19 protein-coding genes are annotated in these 23,473 nt (G+C 66.6%); 10 read left to right on the top strand and 9 right to left on the bottom strand.

All coding sequences use genetic code 11. The annotated features are described in order from the left end of the window. The first annotated feature begins 141 nt into the window (after positions 1-141). Positions 142-1,242: a catalase family protein gene (locus GGR47_RS04135; RefSeq protein WP_147035536.1), complete on the top strand. Its 1,101-nt coding sequence runs from the start codon at positions 142-144 to the stop codon at positions 1,240-1,242. A 19-nt stretch (positions 1,243-1,261) separates the two neighbouring features. Beyond that, positions 1,262-2,014, top strand: a complete 753-nt coding sequence (locus tag GGR47_RS04140; protein ID WP_147035516.1) for a metallophosphoesterase family protein — start codon at positions 1,262-1,264, stop codon at positions 2,012-2,014. Here the strand turns inward: GGR47_RS04140 and GGR47_RS04145 are convergent. From GGR47_RS04145 to GGR47_RS04160, 4 genes are all read right to left on the bottom strand, one after another. Then, positions 2,011-2,781: a hypothetical protein gene (locus tag GGR47_RS04145; RefSeq protein ID WP_147035517.1), complete on the bottom strand. Its 771-nt coding sequence runs from the start codon at positions 2,779-2,781 to the stop codon at positions 2,011-2,013. The genes GGR47_RS04140 and GGR47_RS04145 overlap by 4 nt on opposite strands. Continuing rightward, complete coding sequence (locus GGR47_RS04150) at positions 2,778-2,996, bottom strand: helix-turn-helix domain-containing protein (protein ID WP_017978131.1); 219 nt, start codon at positions 2,994-2,996, stop codon at positions 2,778-2,780. Before GGR47_RS04150 ends, GGR47_RS04145 begins: the two co-directional genes overlap by 4 nt. Next, entirely contained in the window at positions 2,996-3,532 is a 537-nt protein-coding gene (locus GGR47_RS04155; RefSeq protein ID WP_147035518.1) for a DUF2975 domain-containing protein, read from the bottom strand. The genes GGR47_RS04150 and GGR47_RS04155 overlap by 1 nt, the downstream gene beginning before the upstream one ends. 142 nt (positions 3,533-3,674) lie before the next feature. Continuing rightward, positions 3,675-4,289, bottom strand: a complete 615-nt coding sequence (locus tag GGR47_RS04160) for an NAD(P)-dependent oxidoreductase (protein WP_147035519.1) — start codon at positions 4,287-4,289, stop codon at positions 3,675-3,677. Between the two features lie 67 nt (positions 4,290-4,356). Here GGR47_RS04160 and GGR47_RS04165 point away from each other — a divergent pair, with 67 nt between their 5' ends. After that, a complete protein-coding gene (locus GGR47_RS04165; protein WP_244304979.1) occupies positions 4,357-4,749 on the top strand; it encodes a winged helix-turn-helix transcriptional regulator in 393 nt (130 codons plus the stop codon). 123 nt (positions 4,750-4,872) lie between these two features. Here GGR47_RS04165 and rpoC read toward each other — a convergent pair whose 3' ends face one another. Continuing rightward, positions 4,873-9,162 (bottom strand): DNA-directed RNA polymerase subunit beta', encoded by a 4,290-nt coding sequence (gene rpoC / locus GGR47_RS04170; RefSeq protein WP_043059954.1) that lies wholly within the window; start codon positions 9,160-9,162, stop codon positions 4,873-4,875. A gap of 165 nt (positions 9,163-9,327) precedes the next feature. Then, positions 9,328-13,482 carry a DNA-directed RNA polymerase subunit beta gene (gene rpoB / locus GGR47_RS04175; RefSeq protein ID WP_017978136.1) on the bottom strand — a complete coding sequence of 1,385 codons (4,155 nt, stop codon included), beginning with the start codon at positions 13,480-13,482 and terminating at the stop codon, positions 9,328-9,330. Positions 13,483-13,876: 394 nt separating this feature from the next. Between rpoB and GGR47_RS19085 the strand changes: the two genes are divergently transcribed. After that, on the top strand, positions 13,877-15,082 hold the full coding sequence (locus tag GGR47_RS19085; protein ID WP_244304980.1) for a flagellar basal body-associated FliL family protein: 1,206 nt from the start codon (positions 13,877-13,879) through the stop codon (positions 15,080-15,082). A gap of 46 nt (positions 15,083-15,128) precedes the next feature. On the opposite strand, the gene GGR47_RS04185 is transcribed toward GGR47_RS19085, so the two are convergent. The 3 genes from GGR47_RS04185 to GGR47_RS04195 all read right to left on the bottom strand — a co-directional run bounded on the left by GGR47_RS04185 (position 15,129) and on the right by GGR47_RS04195 (position 18,092). Then, positions 15,129-16,196, bottom strand: coding sequence for an NAD(P)-dependent alcohol dehydrogenase (locus GGR47_RS04185; RefSeq protein WP_147035522.1), 1,068 nt, complete (start codon positions 16,194-16,196; stop codon positions 15,129-15,131). Between the two features lie 307 nt (positions 16,197-16,503). Then, entirely contained in the window at positions 16,504-16,980 is a 477-nt protein-coding gene (ruvX, locus tag GGR47_RS04190; protein ID WP_147035523.1) for a Holliday junction resolvase RuvX, read from the bottom strand. Then, positions 16,977-18,092 (bottom strand): DUF3089 domain-containing protein, encoded by a 1,116-nt coding sequence (locus tag GGR47_RS04195; RefSeq protein WP_147035524.1) that lies wholly within the window; start codon positions 18,090-18,092, stop codon positions 16,977-16,979. The genes ruvX and GGR47_RS04195 overlap by 4 nt, the downstream gene beginning before the upstream one ends. Positions 18,093-18,238: 146 nt before the next feature. On the opposite strand from GGR47_RS04195, the gene GGR47_RS04200 reads away from it, so the two are divergent. From GGR47_RS04200 to GGR47_RS04225, 6 genes are all read left to right on the top strand, one after another. Next, entirely contained in the window at positions 18,239-19,066 is an 828-nt protein-coding gene (locus tag GGR47_RS04200; RefSeq protein ID WP_147035525.1) for a hypothetical protein, read from the top strand. Positions 19,067-19,290: 224 nt separating this feature from the next. After that, positions 19,291-19,593, top strand: coding sequence for an Asp-tRNA(Asn)/Glu-tRNA(Gln) amidotransferase subunit GatC (gene gatC / locus GGR47_RS04205; RefSeq protein ID WP_147035526.1), 303 nt, complete (start codon positions 19,291-19,293; stop codon positions 19,591-19,593). Next, positions 19,593-21,074: an Asp-tRNA(Asn)/Glu-tRNA(Gln) amidotransferase subunit GatA gene (gene gatA, locus GGR47_RS04210; protein WP_147035527.1), complete on the top strand. Its 1,482-nt coding sequence runs from the start codon at positions 19,593-19,595 to the stop codon at positions 21,072-21,074. The genes gatC and gatA overlap by 1 nt, the downstream gene beginning before the upstream one ends. Continuing rightward, positions 21,068-21,484 (top strand): hypothetical protein, encoded by a 417-nt coding sequence (locus tag GGR47_RS04215; RefSeq protein WP_231376773.1) that lies wholly within the window; start codon positions 21,068-21,070, stop codon positions 21,482-21,484. The genes gatA and GGR47_RS04215 overlap by 7 nt, the downstream gene beginning before the upstream one ends. Beyond that, complete coding sequence (gene gatB / locus GGR47_RS04220; protein ID WP_147035528.1) at positions 21,481-22,947, top strand: Asp-tRNA(Asn)/Glu-tRNA(Gln) amidotransferase subunit GatB; 1,467 nt, start codon at positions 21,481-21,483, stop codon at positions 22,945-22,947. The genes GGR47_RS04215 and gatB overlap by 4 nt, the downstream gene beginning before the upstream one ends. Next, positions 22,947-23,345, top strand: a complete 399-nt coding sequence (locus GGR47_RS04225) for a GFA family protein (protein ID WP_147035529.1) — start codon at positions 22,947-22,949, stop codon at positions 23,343-23,345. Before gatB ends, GGR47_RS04225 begins: the two co-directional genes overlap by 1 nt. Positions 23,346-23,473 lie beyond the last annotated feature (128 nt).

Below are 23,473 nucleotides of genomic sequence, written 5' to 3' on the forward strand. Positions count from 1 at the left end.
TATCCGCGGGACAGCATGGTCCCGCTCACAAGGCATTACAATCCGCCCCGTATTAATCTGCATCAATTTTGTCTGCGCGCCGAAGAATTTGGGGGAACGCGCCGCTGCCATGGCGGGTTGGCGGTGCGGACTTTCAAGGACATGCCGATGCTCGCTCATATTCCGATCCGCTACAGCCCCGATGTCGAGCGGATCGACCCGGATGAGGCAGAGACGATCGCGGGGTTGACCGACGCCTTCCGTCACATACTCGACACGACATCGCGCGACTATGGCCGGGCGGTCCGGTCGGTGCATGCCAAGGCGCATGGCATCGCGCGGGGCACGCTGACGATCCATGAGGGGCTGCCAACCGAACTCGCACAGGGCATCTTCGCGAGCCCAGGCACGCATGAGGCGGTGCTGCGCCTGTCGACCAACGCGGGCGATCTGTTGCCCGACGCGATCGGGCTGCCGCGCGGGCTGGCGCTCAAGGTGCTGGATGTGGACGGCGCGCGCCTGCCGGGATCCGAGGACGACCGGACGCAGGATTTCGTCATGGCGGACGGCCCCGTGTTCGCTGCGCCCGATGCGCAGGCGTTCCTCAAGAATCTGAAGCTGCTCGCCAAGACGACTGATCGGATGGAGACGGGCAAGGTCGTCCTGTCGAAGGTATTGCGCGGGATTGAGGCGGGGCTGGAGGCGGTCGGCCATCCGTCGGCGACGTTGAAGACGTTGGGGGGCGCGCCGCACCTGCATCCGCTGGGCGAGACGTTCTACAGCCAGACGCCGTTCCGCTACGGCGATCATGTCGCCAAATTCGCACTATTCCCGGTGTCGCCTGCCCTCGTGGCGCTGACGGGGGTTGCCGTCGATACCTCGGACGATCGCGATGCGCTGCGGGCGGCGGTGCGCGACACGTTGATCGCACACGGCGGTCAGTGGGAACTGCGCGTCCAGCTCAACACCGACCTCGACGCGATGCCGGTAGAGGATGCGACGGTCGAATGGGACCAGGCGCAAAGCCCGTTCGTCACCGTCGCCACGCTCGACGTGCCGCCGCAGATCGGCTGGGACGACGAGCAGACACGCGCCACCGACGAGGCGCTGTCCTACAGCATCTGGCACGGCATCGCCGCGCACCGGCCCCTCGGCAACGTCAACCGCGCACGCCGCGACACCTATCGCTTCTCCGCCGATTATCGCCGCAGTTTCAACGGCTGCCCGATGCACGAACCGGCGCGGCTTGCCGACCTCGCGTGATCCGGCCTAGCAGCGCAGCATGATACGGTTGTTTCACGTCAGCGACGTCCATTTCGGCGCGGAGGATCCTGCCGCCATCGCCTGGTTCGGCAGGTGCGTCGCCGACGAAGCGCCCGATGCCGTCGTGATGACCGGCGACCTGACGATGCGCGCCACCCGCCGCGAATTCCAGCGCGGCGGCGAATGGCTGGCGAGCCTGGGCGTGCCCGTCACGCTGGAGGTGGGGAACCACGACATCCCCTATTATTGGGACCCTTTCCGCAGATTGTTCGCGCCCTATCAGCGCTATGCCGCGGTCGAGCGGATGATCGAGCGCGAGCTCGACCTGCCGGGCGTCACCATCGTCCCGTTGAAGACGACGGCGCGCGCGCAATGGCGGTGGAACTGGTCGAAGGGGCGGGTGAGTTCGGGATCGCTGCGGCGCGCGCTGGCGATGATGGCGGAGGCGCCAAAGGGCAACGTCATCCTGGTCGCCGCGCACCACCCGCTGATCGACGGCGGCGCCAAGGGGACCGCGAAGACGCATGGGGGTGACGCGGCGCTCGGCGCACTGGCGGAGGCTGGCGCCCATGCCGTGCTGTCGGGCCACGTCCACGATCCCTTCGACCTGCCGATCGAGCGCCACGGCCGGATCGTGCGGATGATCGGCGCAGGCACGCTGTCGAAGCGGACCCGCCATACGCCGCCGGCGTTTAACGAAATCCGCGTCGCGGACGGGGCGTTTCAGACGATCGTGCGGCGCATGGGCGAGGCGCCGGTAGCGGCCGCTTAGCCGGGATAGGGCGACAGGGCGGTCGGCCCTGCGACGTCCGCCACCCCCGACGGTCGCAGCGCACCGCCGGCAAGGCCGACGGCACGCATCGCGGCGACATAGTTGCTCGCCGCCATGACCGCGCACAGCCAGCCGACCAGCAACGCATCGACGGTGAGGATCGGCCAAAGCCATACGCGTGGCGCCATGATCGCCGCAGCGCCCAGCAGATAGTGCGGGATCATCAGTGGCAGCATCGCTACGACCGTAAAGGCGATCGTCCACGGCAGCCGCCGCGCCATGATCCGAACCGAGGCGACGGGTCCGATCGACGCATCGCCCAGCGTCGCCGCGACCGTCCAGGCGACCAGCAGGCACTGGACGATCAGGCCACCCGCCAAACCGGCGAGCAGCGCCCCTGGCGTCTGCGGCAGACCAAACAACTGCGCCGCCGACAGCGCGATGTGGATCGCCACCACGCCCGCGAACAGCCGCATCGCCAGCGGATCGCGCTGCGCCGCGAACCGGGGCGAGCGCGTGTGCACGAAGCGCGTGATCCAATAGGTCGGGACCAGCAGCGCCAGCACCTTCACCATCCCCAGCGCCATGCGCAGCGGATGATGCTCCAGCGCCTTGGCGGCGGCGATGCTGTCGTACATCCCGATATGCACCTCGGCGACGTGCTGGAGCAGCTCGAAGACGACCGGCACCAGTGCGAGCAGCGGGCAGGCGGCGAGGAAGGCGAGGCTGCCGCCATAGCTCGTCCGAAGGCCCTTCCAGAAGGTCATGGTTCATCTCCCTGGTGCGTGAACGTGAGGATGTCGCCGGGCTGGCAATCGAGCACGGTGCAGATCGCCTCCAGCGTCGAAAAGCGGATCGCCTTGGCCTTGCCCGTCTTGAGGATGGAGAGGTTGGCGAGGGTGATGTCGACGCGTTCGCTGAGCTCGGTCAGCGTCATGCGCCGGGCGTGCAGCATGTCGTCCAGGTGGACACGCACCGGCATCAGACGGTGCCGTCCAGATCGTCGCGCATCACGGCGCCCCGTTCGAACACCTGCGCCAGGACAAACGCGATCAGCACCGCAAGCCAGCCGGTGAAGCTCGGCTGCCAGTCGGGATAGTCGATGTGCAGCACATTGGCCGCCACACGCGCGAGGCCATAGCCAAGGTCGGCGAGCTGAATCACCAGCAGCATCCACCCGATCGTCCGCACCCGCGCGGCATTGGCACGCGCGAAGGGATCCGCCTGCTCGACCGTGCGCAGGATCGCCCGCAACGCTTTCAGCAGCCGCTCGACCGCCACGCCGACAGGGATGCCGACCAGCATCGTCAGTTGCAGGAACGCGATCACCGCCGCGGTGTCGATACGGCCATGATATTTGCGCACCAGCAGCCGCTCGATCAGCTCGGCGCCAGGCAGCGTCGCGATCAGCACCGCGACGAAAAAGGCGATCGCAACGGCGTTGGCGATCCGGAACGCCTGCACGGCACGGACCGACCAGACCAGCAGGCGAGGGGGCTTGGACTTCGCATCTTCCATAAGCAGACGATGCGCGTGATATCGAAAAACGGCAAGTGATTCGTTGAAAAACGATATGACAGGCGCTGTGGTCGGATCGGTGCGGCTCGCCAGCCGCTACCGACCTTTTCGACGTGCAGAAGCGCCCGCCGGTTTCGTCGCCTCAATAGGCTGCGGTGAAGCGGGCGTGGGGATGGCGGCGGTGTTCCAGCTCGTCGACCATCGCGATCGCATAATCGGCGAAGCTGATCCGGCTGTTCCCGGCCTCGTCGGTCACCAGCGCGTCGCCACCCAGCCCGAACTGCCCGGTGCGGGGGCCTTCGAAAATCTCGGCCGCGGGCGAGAAGAACGTCCAGTCGATGTCGCGTTCGTTGCGCAGGGCATTGAGGAAGGCCACGCCGCCCTCGGCAAAGGCCTTCCACTCCTGTGGGAATTCCGGCGTGTCGATCAGGGCGACCCCCGGCGCCACCTCGAGACTGCCCGCGCCGCCGGTGACGAGCAGCCGCCGTATCCCGGCCTGGCGCAAGGCGGACAGCAGCATGTCCGCGGTCACGTCGAAATGGAGCGCGCTGACGACCGCGTCATGGCCGTGCAGCAACGTGGCGAGGGCCGCACCGTCCTGCGCGTCGCCGGCGACCGGCGTGACGCCGTCGGCCACGGGAATGCGATCCGGGTGCCGGGCGATCGCCGTGACCCGATGACCACGCGCCGCCAGTTCCTTCGTGATCTCCGATCCCGCGCGCCCGCTCGCGCCCAACACCGCCACCTTCATGATCATCGTCCTCGATGGTTTCCGATGGTGACCATCTCGGCTACGACCCGATGCCATGCAAGACGGCACCTTTATGTTACCCGGTCACCTGGAAGTGATCGACCGCGGCAATGTCTATGCGCGCGACTGTCCCGCGCGGAAGCTGCTCGACCGGATCGGCGACAAATGGAGCGTCCTGATCCTGCTGCTGCTGGGGGATGGCGAACTGCGCTTCAGCGTCTTGAAGCGCCACATTGACGGTATCTCGCAGAAGATGCTCAGCCAGACGCTGCGGTCGCTGGAGCGCGATGGCCTCGTTTCCCGCCGCGTCGAACAGAGCGTCCCGGTGTCCGTATCCTATGCCATCACCCCGCTCGCGCGCGGATTGCTGACGGCCATGCAGGGCATGATCGACTGGGCCGAAACGGCGATGCCGATGGTCGAGGCGGCGCAGCGGGAGTTCGAAGACCGGCTGCAGCGGATGTAAATCCCCGGACGCCCGAAAGGAGCGACCGTCCGATCCCTTCCATTCGCAGGCCACGAAAAAGCCGCCGCCCGGCATCCCGGACGGCGGCTTTTCTGTCAGGTCAGGCCGGGGCCTGAGCCGGGATCACTCCCGGTTCAGATATTCGCCCGCGGCTTCGTCGCTGCCGTCGCCCGAGGGGACGACTTCGGCGAGCGGGTCAGGACCCGTGCCAGCATCGTCACGCACCGAACGCTGCTGTTCGGCAGCGCGCAGTTCCGCGGCCGACGCCGGGGCGACGATCGCTGCCTGCAGCGCGCGCTGCTGGACGCGCAGCGCCGCATCGCGCGAGGAAGCCGCAACGCGCAGGCGATTCATGCCCGCGCCGGTGCCGGCCGGGATCAGACGGCCGACGATGACGTTCTCCTTCAGGCCCATCAGCGTGTCCTGCTTGCCCTGGACCGCCGCCTCGGTGAGGACGCGGGTGGTTTCCTGGAACGACGCCGCCGAGATGAAGCTGCGGGTCTGCAGCGACGCCTTGGTGATGCCGAGCAGGACGGGCTTGCCCTGCGCACGGACCTGGTTCGCGTCGAGCTTGTCGTTGATCGCGTCCATTTCCTCGCGATCGACCTGCTCGCCCTTCAGCAGCGTGGTGTCGCCGCCGTCGGTGATCTCGACCTTCTGCAGCATCTGACGAACGATCGTCTCGATGTGCTTGTCGTTGATCTTCACGCCCTGCAGTCGATAGACTTCCTGGATTTCGCTGACGAGATATTCGGCCAGCGGCTCGATGCCCATCGTTTCCAGAATGTCGTGCGGGTTCGGCGAACCGCCGATCAGGTTGTCGCCACGCTTGACGTAGTCGCCTTCCTGAACGTCGATCACCTTCGACTTCGGCACCAGATATTCGACGATATCGCCACCGTCCTCCGGCTGGATGCCGATCTTCCGCTTCGCCTTATAGTCCTTGCCGAACACCACGCGACCCGAGACCTTGGCAATGATCGCCGCTTCCTTCGGGATACGCGCTTCGAACAGCTCGGCGACGCGCGGCAGACCGCCGGTGATGTCGCGGGTCTTGGCGGACTCGCGGCTGACACGGGCCAGAACGTCACCGGCCTGCACTTCGGCATTGTCGTCGACCGACAGCACCGCACCCGGCGCCAGCATGTAGCGGGCGGCCTCGCCGTCTTCCGACGTCGTCAGGGTCAGGCGCGGACGCAGATCCTCCTTCGACTTGGACGAGGTGCGATATTCGATCACGACGCGCTGGGCGATACCGGTCGCTTCGTCGGTCTGCTCGGTGAGCGTCTTGCCCTCGGTCAGGTCCTGATACTTCACGATACCGGAGTTTTCCGTGATCACCGGCATGGTGAACGGATCCCACTCCGCCATGCGATCGCCCTTCGACAGCATATGGCCGTCGTCGAACATCACATAGGCGCCGTACGGGATGCGGTGCGTCGAGAGCTCGCGACCGTCCATGTCGACGATCATGATTTCGCCCGAACGCGACAGCACCACGCGACGACCGCGCTGATCGACGATCAGGCGCAGGTCCTTGAACACCGCGGTACCGTCGACCGGCGCCTCGAGGTTCGACTGCTCGTTGAGCTGCGCCGCGCCGCCGATGTGGAAGGTACGCATGGTCAGCTGCGTGCCCGGCTCACCGATCGACTGCGCCGCGATAACGCCGACCGCTTCGCCGATGTTCACCGGCGTACCGCGCGCGAGGTCGCGACCGTAGCACTTGCCGCAGACACCGATCTTCGATTCGCAGACCAGCGGCGAGCGGATCTTCATGCCCTGGATACCCATGGCCTCGATCTGCGCGACCATGGCTTCGTCCAGCAGCGTGCCGATCGGGATCACCACCGCATTGGTCTTCGGATCGACGACATCTTCGGCCGTGGTGCGGCCGAGGATGCGCTCGGCGAGCGACGCGATGGTCGAACCGCCCTGCACGATGGCCTTCATCTCCAGCGCGCGCTCGGTGCCGCAATCCTCTTCGATGATGACGCAATCCTGCGACACATCGACGAGGCGGCGGGTGAGGTAACCCGAGTTCGCGGTCTTCAGCGCGGTGTCCGCGAGGCCCTTGCGGGCGCCGTGGGTCGAGTTGAAGTATTCAAGAACGGTCAGACCTTCCTTGAAGTTCGAGATGATCGGCGTTTCGATGATCTCGCCCGACGGCTTGGCCATCAGGCCGCGCATGCCGGCGAGCTGCTTGATCTGCGCGGGGCTACCACGCGCACCCGAGTGGGCCATCATGTAGATCGAGTTGATGTCCTTCTCGCGGCCGACCATCGGGCCGTCCTCATAGTGACGGACCGCCTTGATCTCGTTCATCATCGAGTTCGCGACCTGGTCGCCGCAACGGCTCCAGGCGTCGATCACCTTGTTGTACTTCTCCTGCTGCGTGATCAGGCCGTCCTGATACTGCTGCTCGAAGTCCTTCACCTGCTCGCGCGTCTCGTCGACCAGACGATCCTTGTCCGGCGCGATGATCATGTCATCCTTGCCGAACGAGATGCCGGCGCGGAACGCGTGACGGAAGCCCAGCGCCATGATCGCGTCGGCGAACAGAACGGTCTCCTTCTGGCCGGTGTGACGGTACACTTCGTCGATCACCTCGCCGACGTCCTTCTTGGTCAGGACGCGGTTGACGGTGTCGAAGGGCACCTTGTGGCTCTTCGGCAGGCACTCACCGAGCAGCATGCGGCCCGGGGTCGTCTCGTAGCGCTTGAGGTACTGATTGCCCTGCTCGTCGGTCTGCGGAACGCGGCTGACGATCTTGGTGTGCAGCGTCACCGCGCCGGCGAAGAGCGCCTGATGCACCTCCTCCATGTCGGCGAGCAGCATGCCTTCACCCGGCTCCTTCTCCTTCTGGAGCGAGAGGTAATAGAGGCCCAGCACCATGTCCTGCGACGGCACGATGATCGGCTTGCCGTTCGCGGGCGACAGGATGTTGTTGGTCGACATCATCAGGACGCGCGCTTCCAGCTGCGCTTCCAGCGACAGCGGAACGTGCACGGCCATCTGGTCGCCGTCGAAGTCGGCGTTGAACGCCGAGCAGACCAGCGGGTGAAGCTGGATCGCCTTGCCCTCGATCAGCACCGGCTCGAACGCCTGGATGCCCAAACGGTGAAGCGTCGGCGCGCGGTTCAGCATGACCGGGTGCTCGCGGATCACCTCGTCCAGGATGTCCCAGACTTCCTTGCGTTCCTTCTCGACCCACTTCTTGGCCTGCTTCAGGGTCATCGACAGACCCTTGGCATCCAGACGGGCGTAGATGAACGGCTTGAACAGCTCGAGCGCCATCTTCTTCGGCAGGCCGCACTGGTGCAGCTTCAGCTCCGGGCCGGTCACGATGACCGAACGGCCCGAATAGTCGACGCGCTTGCCGAGCAGGTTCTGACGGAAGCGGCCCTGCTTGCCCTTCAGCATGTCGGACAGCGACTTGAGCGGACGCTTGTTGGCACCCGTGATCGTGCGGCCGCGACGGCCATTGTCGAACAGCGCGTCGACCGCCTCCTGCAACATGCGCTTTTCGTTGCGGACGATGATGTCCGGCGCACGCAGCTCCATCAGGCGCTTCAGACGGTTGTTGCGGTTGATGACGCGGCGATACAGGTCGTTGAGGTCCGACGTCGCGAAGCGACCGCCGTCCAGCGGCACCAGCGGGCGCAGTTCGGGCGGGATGACCGGCACGACTTCCAGGATCATCCATTCGGGACGGTTGCCCGATTCCAGGAAGCTCTCGACGACCTTCAGGCGCTTGATGATCTTCTTGGGCTTCAGCTCCGACTTGGTCGTCGCCAGCTCTTCCAGAAGCTGCACCTTCTCACCCTCGAGGTCGAGGTTCTCGAGCATGATGCGCACCGCTTCCGCGCCGATGCCGGCCGAGAAGGCGTCTTCACCGTACTCGTCCTGCGCTTCGAGAAGTTCGTCTTCGGTGAGCAGCTGATACTTTTCGAGCGGGGTGAGGCCCGGCTCGATCACGATATAGGCTTCGAAGTACAGCACGCGCTCGAGCTGCTTCAGCTGCATGTCGAGCAGCAGGCCGATGCGGCTCGGCAGCGACTTCAGGAACCAGATGTGCGCGACCGGCGCGGCCAGTTCGATATGGCCCATGCGCTCACGGCGCACCTTCGACACCGTGACTTCGACACCGCACTTTTCGCAGACGATGCCCTTGTACTTCATGCGCTTGTACTTGCCGCACAAGCATTCGTAATCCTTGATCGGACCGAAGATGCGCGCGCAGAACAGGCCGTCACGCTCGGGCTTGAACGTGCGATAGTTGATCGTCTCGGGCTTCTTGATCTCGCCGAACGACCACGAACGGATCTTGTCGGGCGAAGCGATACCGATCTGGATCTGGTCGAAGGTTTCCGGCTTCGCGATCGGATTGGCGAAATTGGTCAGTTCGTTCATGGGTATGAACCTCTTTTGAAACTCAACTCCTCTCCCATCGGGAGAGGAAGGGGCCCGCCAGCGAAGCTGGTGGGAAGGTGAGGGCAGGGCAGACCGCTGCCCTCACCCTTCCGGCGCGTTCCGCGCCTCCCTCCCTCTCCCGCCGGGAGAGGGAGGGCCGTGGCTTTATTCCGCCGCCTCGGCGAGGCCGCCTTCGTCTTCCAGGTCCTGCATGGACTTGAGGTCGACGTTGAGGCCCAGCGAGCGCATTTCCTTGACGAGCACGTTGAAGCTCTCGGGGATGCCGGCCTCGAACGTGTCGTCGCCCTTGACGATCGCCTCGTAGACCTTGGTGCGGCCGACGACGTCGTCCGACTTCACCGTCAGCATCTCCTGCAGCGTATAGGCAGCGCCATACGCCTGCAGTGCCCAGACCTCCATTTCGCCGAAGCGCTGGCCGCCGAACTGCGCCTTACCGCCCAGCGGCTGCTGGGTGACGAGGCTGTACGGCCCGATCGACCGCGCGTGGATCTTGTCGTCGACCAGGTGGTGCAGCTTGAGCATGTAGATGATGCCCACGGTGACGCGCCGGTCGAACTTGTCGCCGGTGCGGCCGTCGAACAGCTCCGATTGGCCCGACGTGTCGAGACCCGCCAGCTCCAGCATCGCCGACACGTCGCTTTCGCGCGCGCCGTCGAACACGGGGGTGCCCATCGGCACGCCGGTGCGGATGTTCTTCACCAGCTCGGCGATCTCTTCCGGCTCGCGGCTCTGGATGTCTTCGGCATAATGATCGCCATAGACTTCGACGAGGCGCGTCTTGACCGCGTCGGGCATGTCGCCCGCCTTGGCGTCCGGATTGGCCTCACGCCACTCTTCGAGTTGCGCCGCGACCTGCATACCCAGGTTGCGTGCCGCCCAGCCGAGGTGCGTTTCGAAGATCTGACCGACGTTCATGCGCGACGGCACGCCCAGCGGGTTCAGCACGAGATCGACCGGCGTACCGTCCGCGAGGAAGGGCATATCCTCCTGCGGCAGGATGCGGCTGATGACGCCCTTGTTGCCGTGACGGCCGGCCATCTTGTCGCCCGGCTGCAGCTTGCGCTTCACCGCGACGAAGACCTTGACCATCTTGAGCACGCCCGGCGGCAGCTCGTCGCCCCGCTCCAGCTTCTCGCGACGGTCATGGAACTTGTCCGTGATCCGCTTGGCCGCTTCGTCATACTGCTGCTTGACGGCTTCCAGGTTCGACTGGACCGCATCGTCCTGCACGGCGAACTTCCACCATTCGTGGCGGTCGACGCTGTCGAGCAGGTCCATGTCGATGGTCGAGCCCTTCTTAACGCCCTTCGGCGCCGCGGTCGCGACCTGATCCAGCAGCATCTCGCGCAGGCGGCTCCACGTCGCCCGGTTGAGGATCGTGCGCTCGTCGTCCGAGTCCTTCTTCAGGCGCTCGATCTCTTCGCGCTCGATCGCCATCGCGCGCTCGTCCTTGTCGATGCCGTGGCGATTGAAGACGCGGACGTCGACGATCGTACCGGCAACGCCCGGCGGCAGACGCAGCGAGGTGTCACGCACGTCGCTGGCCTTTTCGCCGAAGATCGCGCGGAGCAGCTTCTCTTCCGGCGTCATCGGGCTTTCGCCCTTCGGCGTGATCTTGCCGACCAGAATGTCGCCCGGCTCGACCTCGGCACCGACGTAGACGATGCCCGCCTCGTCGAGGTTGCGCAGCGCTTCCTCGCCGACGTTCGGGATGTCGCGGGTGATGTCTTCCGGTCCGAGCTTCGTGTCGCGCGCCATCACCTCGAACTCGTCGATGTGGATCGACGTGAACACGTCGTCCTTCACGATCCGCTCGCTGATGAGGATCGAGTCCTCATAGTTATAGCCGTTCCAGGGCATGAACGCGACGAGCGCGTTGCGACCCAGCGCCAGCTCGCCGAACTCGGTCGACGGGCCGTCGGCGATTACGTCGCCAGCGTTGACCACGTCGCCCACCTTCACCAGCGGACGCTGGTTGATGCAGGTCGACTGGTTCGAACGCTGGAACTTCATCAGCGTGTAGATGTCGACGCCCGACTTGCCCGCATCCACGTCACCGGTGGCGCGTACGACGATGCGGCTGGCATCGACCTGGTCGACGATGCCCGCACGCTTGGCGGCGATCGCCGCGCCCGAATCGCGCGCAACGGTCTCTTCCATACCGGTGCCGACGAAGGGCGCTTCCGCCTTCACCAGCGGCACGGCCTGACGCTGCATGTTCGAGCCCATGAGCGCGCGGTTGGCGTCGTCGTTTTCCAGGAACGGAATGAGCGACGCGGCGACCGAGACGAGCTGCTTCGGGCTGACGTCCATCAGCGTGATCGTTTCCGGCAGCGCCATCAGGAACTCGCCCGCCTGACGTGCCGAAACGAGGTCTTCGGCGAAGCTGCCGTCGTCCTTCAGCTCGGCCGAGGCCTGCGCGATCGTGTGCTTGGCCTCTTCCATCGCCGACAGATAGACGACGTCGTCGGTCACCTTGCCGTCGATGATCTTGCGGTACGGCGTTTCGATGAAGCCATACTTGTTGACGCGGCTGAACGACGCGAGGCTGTTGATCAGACCGATGTTCGGGCCTTCCGGCGTTTCGATCGGGCAGATACGGCCATAGTGAGTCGGGTGAACGTCGCGGACCTCGAAGCCCGCACGCTCACGCGTCAGACCGCCCGGCCCAAGCGCCGAGACGCGACGCTTGTGCGTCACTTCGGACAGCGGGTTGGTCTGGTCCATGAACTGCGACAGCTGCGACGAACCGAAGAACTCACGCACCGCGGCGACCGCGGGCTTGGCGTTGATCAGGTCGTTCGGCATCACGGTCGACACGTCGACCGACGACATGCGCTCCTTGACCGCACGCTCCATGCGCAGCAGGCCGACGCGATACTGGTTCTCCAGCAGCTCGCCCACCGACCGCACACGGCGGTTGCCGAGATTGTCGATGTCGTCGATCTCGCCCTTGCCGTCCTTCAGGTCGACCAGCGTCTTGACGACCGCCAGGATGTCCTCGGTGCGCAGCGTCGTCACCGTGTCCGGGCAGTCGAGGTCCAGGCGCATGTTCAGCTTCACACGACCCACGGCCGACAGGTCGTAGCGATCGGGATCGAAGAACAGGCCAGCGAACAGCGCTTCGGCGGTTTCGAGCGTCGGCGGTTCACCAGGGCGCATGACGCGGTAGATGTCGCTGAGCGCCTGCTCACGCTCTTCGGCCTTGTCGGCCTTCAGCGTGTTGCGGATCCACGCGCCGGTCGACACGTGGTCGATGTCGAGCAACTCGATGCGGTCGATGCCCGCCTTGTCGAGCTTTTCGAGGTTTTCGGCGCCGATTTCGTCGCCCGCCTCGACGTAGATCTCGCCGGTCGCTTCGTTGATCAGGTCATACGCCGAATAGCGGCCGTAGATTTCCTCGGTCGGGATCAGCAGTTCGGTCAGGCCGTCCTTGGCTGCCTTGTTGGCTGCGCGGGGGCTGATCTTCTGCTGCGCCGCGAACACGACTTCGCCCGACGAGGCGTCGACGATGTCGAACAGCGGCTTCACGCCGCGCCAGTTCTCGGCCGCGAACGGAATGCGCCAGCCACCCTCGCCGCGGACGTAGGTCACGCGGTTGTAGAAGTGGTTGAGGATGTCCTCGCTGGTCATGCCCAGCGCATAGAGCAGCGCCGTCACCGGCAGCTTGCGCTTGCGGTCGATACGGACGTTGACGATGTCCTTGGCGTCGAATTCGAAGTCCAGCCACGAACCGCGATACGGGATCACGCGCGCGGCGAAGAGATACTTGCCCGAAGCATGGGTCTTGCCGCGGTCATGGTCGAACAGCACGCCCGGCGAACGGTGCATTTGGCTGACGATGACGCGCTCGGTGCCGTTGATGAAGAAGGTGCCGTTCTCCGTCATCAGGGGCATGTCGCCCATGTAGACGTCCTGCTCCTTGATATCGATGACCGACTTGGCTTCGGTATCGGGATCGACCTCGAACGCGGTCAGGCGCAGCGTGACGCGCATCGGCGCGGCATAGGTGATGCCGCGCTGGCGGCATTCCTCGACGTCGAACTTCGGCGGTTCGAGGACGTAATCGTCGAAGTCGAGATAGGCGGTGCCAGCGAAGTCCTGGATCGGGAAGACGCTGCGCAGCGTCTTTTCCAGACCCGAGACGTGGCCCGTCGACTTGTCGGAGCGCAGGAACTGCTCATAGCTTTCGCGCTGAACCTCGATCAGGTTCGGCATCTGGATGACTTCGTGGATATCCCCGAAGATCTTGCGGATGCGCCGCTTTGCGGTGCTGCCCTGGATCGCCTTGGTGGCCATGAGCGTTATCTGTCCTCAAGTCGCTGGCGAGGCCCGGATGGGACCCGCCGAAATGTCGTGCCCGGAAATCCCCGGACCGGACGCACGAAGCGACGCAAAAAAGCCGATCGCATGATACTGCGTCGGCCTTTGGCGTCTGAAACCGCAACCCTCTATCCGTACGAAGCGCTGCGCGACGGCGCTTCATGTCCCGAAAAGCTGTGGTGAGGCGCACATATAGGCGCGGTGTTGGATGCTGTCAAAGGGCGGACGTCCAACAGCGATCCAACACGGGGTTCTGGCTGGTTGCCGGTTCGGCCGGTCGCCTTGGCGGGGCGGTTCGTCGCAGCGCGACTGGCGGTCGTCGCTGCATGCCGCAGGAGCGGAGGCTTATCTTTGGAAGAGTTCCGCACCGATGACGAGTTTCCGGGGTGTGCGTCGGCGCACGATCCCCTTCCTGATGGCGACCGCCGTCGCGCCCATGGCGATCGCGATGACAGAGCCGGCCGCCGCGCAGACGGGCAATGGCACGGCGGCGCAGACGTTGCCGGGGCTGGACAATTTCAGCCTGCCGCCCTCGCAGCCGACGCCCACGCCGAGCCCGACGCCGGCGCCGGTCATCGCGCCGTTGCCTACCCCCACGGCATCCCCGCGGGCGACGCCCACACCCCGCGTGACCCCGCGTGCCACACCGACGCCGACGCCGCGTGTTACGGCGATCCCGACACCGCGGGCGACCGCATCGCCTACGCCGGCCGCCACGCCGACCGCGATAGCGGTGCCGACCCCGACGCCGACGGCGACGGCGACTTCCACAGCATCGCCCCCGCCGGTCGAGGCCGCTACGCCGTCGCCCGCGGCCACGACCGTACCGGCGACCGCACCGAATAGTGAGTCCGATTACGGATGGCTGATCGGGCTGGCAGTGGTGTTGGGTCTCGGTGGGGCAGGGGCCTGGTGGTGGCGTCGCCGCCGCGCCGACGCCGCGGATGAGCCGGTCGCCGCCGTTGCGCCTGCGCCCATTCCGAAACCGCAACCGGTCCGGCCGCGCGCACCGGCCGCGTCACCCGCCACGCCGCCGGCGCCCGTACCCGCGCCGATATCCGCACCCGTCGGGGATCGCGGACGGCTGTCGCTGAGCCTCCACCCGCGCCGCGCCGGCCTGAATCTGCTCAGCGCGACGGTGGAGGCCGAGCTGGTCGTCCGCAACGACGGCAGCGCGCCCGCGCAGGCGATCCGCATCGGCGCGGCGCTGATCGGTGCGACACCGGGGCAGGGCGACGAGATCGCGCCCGTGTTCGACCAGCCCGTCGTCCGCCCTGCGACCCCGCCCTTCGCGCTCGGGCCCGGCGAGGAGCGGCGGATCCGTCTGGTCGTCGCGCAGGCGCGGGCGGATATCGTCCCGCTGACCGCAGGCGGGCGGACGTTGTTCGTCCCCGTCGTCGCGGTCAACGCGCTGTACGATGCCGGCGCAGGCATCGCCGGCCAGAGCGCGCGCGGCTTTGCGGTCGGCGTCGAGCGCGTCGACAGCGCCAAGCTCGCGCCCTTCTGGCTCGACCAGCCTGCGCGCATGCACGAACAGCTGGCGGTCCGCCCTTATGGTGCCGGCGTAGAGCGCTAGCCCAAACCGCCCGTCAGGCACGAACCGGACGGGCGGGCGACGCGGTTCAGGCGGCAGCCTTCAGCGTCGCCATGTCGATGACGAAACGATACTTGACGTCGCCCTTCACCATCCGCTCGTACGCCTCGTCGATCTGCTCCATGCGGATCATCTCGACATCGCTGGTCAGACCATGCTCCTTGCAGAAGTCGAGCATCTCCTGCGTCTCCTTGATCCCGCCGATCAGCGAACCGGCCAGCGCGCGGCGGCGGAAGACGAGGTTGCCGACCGACGGCGCCGGGTGCGGCTCCGCGGGCACGCCGACAAGGCACATCGTGCCGTCGCGCTTCAACTGGACGAGCAGCGCGTCGAGGTCGTGGGGAGCGGCTACCGTGTTCAGGATGAAGTCGAACGAGCCCGCATGCGCGGCCATCTGGTCGGCGTCTTTCGAGACGATCAGGTCCTTGGCGCCGAGGCGCTTGGCGTCGTCGCGCTTGCCCGGCGAGGTCGAGAAGACATAGACCTCCGCGCCCATCGCGGCGGCGATCTTGACGCCCATATGGCCGAGGCCGCCGAGACCGACGATGCCGACCTTCTGGCCCGGCCCGACCTTCCAGTGATGCAGCGGCGAATAGGTGGTGATGCCGGCGCAGAGCAACGGCGCGACCGCAGCAAGGTCCTTCTCGTCATGGCCGATGTGGAGGACGAAATCCTCGGTCACGACGATATGGTCGGAATAGCCGCCGAACGTGTGACCGCCCATCACCTCGTCCGGGCCATTGTAGGTGCCGACGAAGCCCGTCGTCTCGCAATATTGCTCCTCGCCGTCATTGCACGAGGGGCAATGGCCGCAGCTGTCGACCATGCAGCCAACGCCGGCGATGTCGCCGACCTTGAACTTCGTCACGTCGCTGCCGACCGCGGAGACGCGGCCGACGATCTCGTGGCCGGGGACGCAGGGGTAGAGCGTCCCGTCCCATTCGCCGCGCGCGGTATGGAGATCGGAATGGCAGACGCCGCAATAGAGGATGTCGATGGCGACGTCCTTGGCACCGGGATCGCGGCGTTCGAAGTGGAAGGGCGCGAGCGGGGCATCGGCAGCCTGGGCGGCATAGCCCTGGGTGGCGGTGGGCATGATGGAAACCTTTGGAATGGAGACAGGTGAGGGACGTCGCACGGAACGTTTCCCTTGTGCTGCAACGCGGTAAGGACGCGGAGGGTCCCGGGGATCGTTTCGATGACTTGGATCGGCTGAGTCGATTACAAAGAGGGTCCGGCGCCGATCATTCCTCCCCCGCCAGGGGGAGGTGGCAGCGCGCGAGCGCTGACGGAGGGGGAGGTTCATGCGCGCGTCGTAACGATCGGCGTCCTTACCTCCCCCTCCGTCACGGCGCCGCCGCACCGCCTCCCCCTGGTGGGGGGGGCGGTGGTCGTCGGATCGATCAGTTCGTCGGCGCCGGCACCATCACCAAGGCATCGATCGCCGCCTGCAGGATGTGCGCAGCAGCGAGATTGTCGATCCGTTCGGCGCGCTTGGCGCGGCTCATATCCTGTTCGATCATCGCGCGTTCGACCGCCACCGTGCTCCAGCGTTCGTCCCACAGCAGGATGGGGAGGGCGAGATCGGCGCAGTTGCGCGCGAAGGCGCGGGTCGACTGGCTGCGCGGGCTTTCGGTCCCGTCGAGGTTGAGCGGCAGCCCGAGCACGATGCCGCGGACATGCTGCGCGGCGATCAGCTTGGCGATCGCGGCCTTGTCCGCGGTGAACTTGGTACGGCGGATGAGGTCGGCGGGGCTCGCAAAGCTCCAGCCGGCGTCGCACAAAGCGGTGCCGATCGTCTTGGTGCCGAGATCGAGCCCGATCAGGCGACCACCCTGCGGCAAGGCCGCGCGAAAGTCCGTGCGGTCGAGGGTGATCATGCGCTGGCTCCGAACGCGGCGAGGCGGCGGGCGGCGTCGGCGCGGACATTGGCCCAGAACAGGCTGTAGTCGTAGACGTGGTAATTGTTGCCGGGCAGGACGTACCCCCCCACCTCCGGCGGTGTGCCGATCAGCAGGATGCCGCGTGGGTCGCAGCGCGCGGGCACCTTGCCCGGCTGGATCGTCGCCGTGCTGAGGTCGGCGCTCGGGTAGAGCGTGCCGCGGTTGGCGCTGGCCGGCGCGGCGGCGCCTGCGGTGCCAGTCAACGGGTTGGTGCAGACCATCGGGCTGCCCTGGCGCGGGCGGCCGTCGAAGCCTGTTGTCGTGTCGTAAAGGTCGGTGATGAGCGACGGGTCGGCAGGCTCGGCAAAGCTCTGCCACGACAGCAGGCAGCGGGCCTGATCGGGGCGGGTGCATTCCGGCAGGGCGAGCGCGGCAAGGTCGGTCGTCTTCGATACCGGCCAGCCGACGACATAGGCGGCGACGATACGACGCGCGATCGGCGTGCCGGCGATCTTTTCGCGCAGCAGCCGGGTGAGGTGGAGCGCGCCCTGGCTGTGGCCGGCGAGGATGATCGGGCGCTTGGGGTCGACCTGGCGCACGAAGGCGTCGAAGGCGGCGGCGACGTCGCGATAGGCGAGGTCGAGCGCCTGGCTGGCGCTGGCCTCGCTGGTCAGGAAGGCGCCGAACGTCGCCTGGCGGTAGCGCGGTGCCCAGATGTCGGCGCTGTCGTTGAACGCGCTCGCCTGGCCGCGCAGGAAGATCGCGGCGCGGGCGTTGGTCTCGGCATCGTCGAGCGCGGCGTTCCAGTGCGCGCGCCCGATGTACGAGGTCGGGTGGATGAAGAAGACCGCGGCCTTGGCCTGCCCGGCGGGGGCGGGGGTGTAACCGGCGGGCGTCCACCGCGCGGGATTGCCGGGGATATCGGGCCGGGCGATCCACATCTTACGCTCTGCGTAGACGCGCGGATCGACGCTCGCCTGCGCCTGGAACGTCTCGGTCGGCACCAGCGCCATGCGCAGGATGCGGTTGCCGGCGAGGCGGTAGGCGATCGCCCCGGCGATCACGAGCGCGATCAGGACGGCGAAGACATAGAGGAATTTACGCGCCAAGCGAGGCTCCCGGTTCAATGGGCGTGCTCTGCCCGATGCGGGGCGGCGGGGCAATGCGGGGTGAGGCAATCAGGATTTCGGTCCGAAACGGTCATTCGGTATTTACCAATTGTGGGTACTGCTGCCGCACAGAAGGGGAGCAGGCCATGATGATCGCCGCGGTGACCAGGGCAGATCGTGCGATTGCCATGCCGTCCATGGGCGGACGTCAGGCCGGGTTCGAGGCGGCGCTCGCGGTGCAGGCCACGCCGTCCGCCGGAGATGATGCGCGTACCAGTGCAACCGCGGCGGTGGCGGCCTTCGACCTCGACTACGGGGCCGGTGGACACAGCCGGGCCGACGTCGAAGCGCGTTATGCCGAGGGCGCGCGGACCGTCAGCGCGGCACAGGGCTTGCCCGAGGGGCGCTACGACTTTTCCGCAATGAGTCCGCGGGAACTGCGGATCGTGACCGGCCATCTCGTGCTGAGCGGCGCGGCGCGCTCCGACGCCATGGCGCAGTTGACCGCCCCGATCGATACGGGCGGCGGCGGCACGACGGCCGGCGCGCCGGCCGACTGGCTGGCGACGCTGAACGATCGGATCACGGATGCAAAGGCGCGGGTCGACGGTGACGCGATCTATCTGGAGTCGGCGCGGTTCACCCTACAGCGGTTCCACACGAAGAGCGATCGGCCGACAGGTGCCGGGCCGCTCGCATCGTCGGTGCCCATGACGGCCGGCGCCAAACTCGACGCGGCGCTGGAGGCCTTCCGCAAGGAAGGGAAGATGACGCCGGCCGAGCGCATGCCGCGGCAGGTGATGAAGGAGATGAAGATCACCGAGGACGATCTGAAGGCGATGCCGCCCGAACAGCGCGACGCAACCGAGAAGAAGATCGGCGAAGAGGTGGCGCTGCGGCTGAAGAAGCTGGGGATCGATGGCGGGGGTGCGGGCACGCGGTCGGCGGAGGCATATATCGCCGCGCAGGGATAGAGCAGCCGTTACCTGTTACCCGTTACCCGTTACCCGTTACCCCTTACCCCTTACCCCTTACCCGTTCGCCCTGAGCCTGTCGAAGGGCGGGTGGCCGCATGCACTGGAGCCGCCTGTGGAACCCCGTGCTTCGACAGGCTCAGCACGAACGAGGGGCGGCGGGTCGACCCGTCCGCAACCGAAGCTGTTGCGCCGCAGCGCGGGCTTGGTGTAGCCGCGTCGGCATGTCCGTAGACACCGCCACCGTAAAGAAGGTCGCCGCGCTCGCGCGCATCGCGATCACCGACGAGGACGCCGGCCGCCTCGCCCCCGAACTCAGCAACCTGCTCGGCTGGATCGAGCAATTGGGGGAGGTCGATACCGCCGGCGTCGAGCCGATGACCGCGGTCATCCCCAATGCCCTGCGCCTGCGCGACGACGTGGTGAACGCCGATCCGCTGACCGGCGGCGGCATCCGTGACGACCTGATGGCCAATGCCCCCCAGGCGGAGCACGGCTTCTTTACCGTTCCCAAGGTGATCGAATAATGACCGACCTGACCGATATGGGCATCGCCGCGATCCGCGACGGCGTGCGCGCCGGCAGCTTTTCCGCGGTCGAGGTCGCCGATGCCTTCGTGGTGAAAGTGGCCAAGGCCAAGCCGCTCAACGCCTTTCTGGTCGAGACGCCCGACCATGCGCTCGCCGCCGCCAAGGCCGCCGATGCCGCGCGTGCTGCCGGCGAGACGCTGAAGCCGCTGGCCGGCGTGCCGATCGGCATGAAGGACCTGTTCTGCACCAAGGGCGTGGCCACCACCGCGGCGAGCCACATCCTGGAAGGCTTCACGCCGACCTATGAATCGACCGTGTCGCAGAACCTGTGGGACGCGGGTGCGGGCATGCTCGGCAAGCTGAACATGGACCAGTTCGCGATGGGCTCGTCGAACGAGACCAGCGCATTCGGCAATGTCGTGTCGCCGTGGCGCAAGCCGGGCAGCGACACGCCGCTCGCCCCCGGCGGATCGTCGGGCGGCAGCTCGGCGGCGGTCGCGGCGGGGCTGTGCCCTGGTGCGACGGGCACCGATACCGGCGGGTCGATCCGCCAGCCCGCCGCCTTCACCGGCATCAGCGGGATCAAGCCGACCTATGGCCGTTGTTCGCGCTGGGGCACGATCGCCTTCGCCAGCTCGCTCGATCAGGCCGGGCCGATGGCGCGCGACGTCAAGGACTGCGCGATCATGCTGGAGGCGATGGCGGGCTTCGACGCCAAAGACGCGACCTCGCTGCAGCTCGACGTGCCGAAGTGGGAACAGGGGCTGACCGGCAACCTCGCCGGCAAGCGCGTCGGCATCCCCAAGGAATATCGCGTCGACGGCATGCCTACCGAGATCGAGGCGCTGTGGCAGGCCGGGATCGACTGGCTGAAGGATGCGGGTGCCGAGATCGTCGAGGTGTCGCTGCCGCACACCAAGTACGCGCTGCCGGCCTATTACATCATCGCGCCGGCCGAAGCGTCGTCGAACCTCGCGCGCTATGACGGCGTACGTTACGGCCTGCGCGACCTGCCCGAGGGCGCGGGGCTGCAGGACATGTACGCCGCCACGCGCGCCGCGGGTTTCGGCGCCGAGGTGAAGCGCCGGATCATGATCGGCACCTATGTGCTGTCGGCCGGTTTCTACGATGCCTATTACACGCAGGCGCAGAAGGTGCGGACGCTGATCGCGCGCGACTTCGAGCGTGCTTGGCAGCAGTGCGACGTGCTGCTGGCACCCACCGCACCGTCGGCGGCGTTCGCGCTGGGCGACAAGTCGGCCGATCCGCTGGCGATGTACCTCAACGACGTGTTCACCGTGCCGTCGAGCCTCGCGGGCCTTCCGGCGATGAGCGTGCCGGGCGGGCTCGACAAGGACGGTCTGCCGCTGGGCTTGCAGATCATCGGCAAAGCGCTGGACGAGCAGGGCGTGCTGAACGCAGGGCTCGCGATCGAGGAGCGCGCGGGCTTCGTCGCGCGGCCGGGATCGTGGTGGTAACCGACCGGACCTTCACGACACGCAACGTCGCGATGCTGCGCGAGGCGCAGGCCGCGCTCAACGTCGCGTTCGGGGCGATCCTCAGCGCCTATGTCGGGATCTCGCTCGCCGAGATCGACAACCATCCGTTCGACCACCACGTGCTCGCGCGGTTCTTCATCGCGCTGGCGGTGTTCATCCTGGGGCTGTCGGTCGGTAATAGCCTGATCCTGCGCGGCGAATTCCGGCTGAGCGCGATCTTCCTGATCCTGGCGCTGATCGCCGCGGTCTTCGCACATCACGAAGGCACGGTGCTGCGCTTCGAGGGCGCGATCCTGCGCATCCTGGCCGGCTGCTGGGTCGTCGCGCTGCTCGGCAGCAACATTGCGCTGACCGCGATCAACTATCTTCATCATCGGAATCGAACATGAGCGACTATCGCATCCAGGGCGCCACCGGCGAATGGGAGGTCGTGATCGGCCTGGAAGTCCACGCCCAGGTCACGTCCAACGCCAAATTGTTCTCGGGCGCCGCCACCGCCTTCGGCGCGGAGCCGAACACGCAGGTCAGCCTGGTCGACGCGGCGATGCCGGGCATGCTACCGGTGCCGAACATGGAGTGCATCCGCCAGGCGGTGCGCACCGGCATGGCGATCGACGCGCAGATCAATACGTGGTCGCGGTTCGACCGGAAAAACTATTTCTACGCCGATCTGCCGCAGGGCTATCAGATCAGTCAGCTCTACCATCCGCTGGTCGGCGAAGGCGCGGTCGAGATCGCGCCGGACGACAAGAACCCTGACGCGACCAAGACGATCGGCGTCGAGCGCATCCACGTCGAACAGGACGCGGGCAAGCTGATGCACGACCAGCATCCGACGCGGTCGTATGTCGACCTCAACCGTTCGGGCGTCGCGCTGATGGAGATCGTCAGCCGGCCGGACATGCGTTCGCCCGCCGAAGCGGGGGCGTATCTCACCAAGCTGCGCTCGATCCTGCGCTATGTCGGCAGCTGCGACGGCAACATGGACCAGGGATCGATGCGCGCCGACGTCAACGTCTCGGTTCGCAAGCCGGGCGACGAGTTCGGCACGCGCACCGAGACGAAGAACGTCAATTCGGTGCGCTTCGTGATGCAGGCGATCGAGCATGAGGCGCTGCGTCAGGTCGAGGTGCTGGAGAGCGGCGGCACGATCGTGCAGGAAACGCGGCTGTTCAATCCGGACACCGGCACGACGCGGTCGATGCGGTCGAAGGAAGACGCGCACGATTACCGCTATTTCCCCGATCCCGACCTGCTGCCGCTGGAGCTGGACGAGGCGTTCCTAGCCGACTGCCGCGCCAGCCTACCCGAGCTGCCCGATGCCAAGCGTGCGCGCTACGAAGCCGCTGGCATCTCGCCCTATCAGGCGGGCGTGCTGACCGCCGAAGTCGAGGCGGCGCGCTGGTTCGACACGCTGCTCGACGCAGGCGCGAAGCCGGTCGCGGCGGCGAACTGGACGACGTCGGAACTGTTCGGCGCGCTCAATCGCGTCGGCAAGGGCATCGCCGAATCGCCGGTGTCGCCGACCCAGGCGGCCGAACTGCTGGCGCTGGTCGCCGACGGCACCTTGTCGGGCAGCCTGGCGAAGCAGGTGTTTGAGGTGATGCTGGAGACGGGCGAGGCGCCGGCCAAGATCGTCGAGGACCGTGGGCTCAAGCAGACGAGCGACACCGGCGCGATCGAGGCGGTGATTGCCGAGGTGCTGGCGAAGAACCCCGGCCAGCTGGAACAGTATCGCGGCGGCAAGGAGGCGCTGTTCGGCTTCTTCGTCGGCCAGACGATGAAGGCGATGGGCGGCAAGGCCAATCCGGGCGTCGTCAACGAACTGCTCAAGAAAGCGCTCGCCGGCTGATGATCGAGCGGGTCGCCCGGTGCCGGTGCGGACAATTGTCCGCGACCTGCACGGGCGATCCGGTGCGCGTCTCGGCGTGCCATTGTCGCGGGTGCCGGCGGCTGACCGGCGGCGCTTTCTCCGCGCAGGCGCGCTTTCCCGCCGAGGCGGTGACGCTAGCGGGTGCGTTCCAGACATGGGAGCGCGTGGGCGACAGCGGCCGTCGCGCCTGGTTTCGCTGGTGTCCGAACTGCGGTGCCACCGTGATGTTCGTCAACGAAGGCTATGAGGAGATGCCGGCAATTCCGATCGGCGCCTTTGCCGATGACGATGCGCCGACCCCGACGCGGTCGATCTTCGAAGACAGCAAGCTGCCGTGGGTGGCGGTGGCCGGCGAGGGGATCGAGCACTTCGCCTGATGGGCACCCGCCAGTAAGATCGTATCCGCCATGTCTTCGTCATTGCGAGCGGAGCGACGCAATCCAGGGCGTCCTGCTCCGGCTCTGGATTGCTTCGCTGTGCTCGCAATGACGCAGGATTCTGCGTA

The sequence above is a fragment of the Sphingomonas aquatilis genome (assembly GCF_014196115.1).
In the GTDB taxonomy this organism is placed as follows: domain Bacteria; phylum Pseudomonadota; class Alphaproteobacteria; order Sphingomonadales; family Sphingomonadaceae; genus Sphingomonas; species Sphingomonas aquatilis.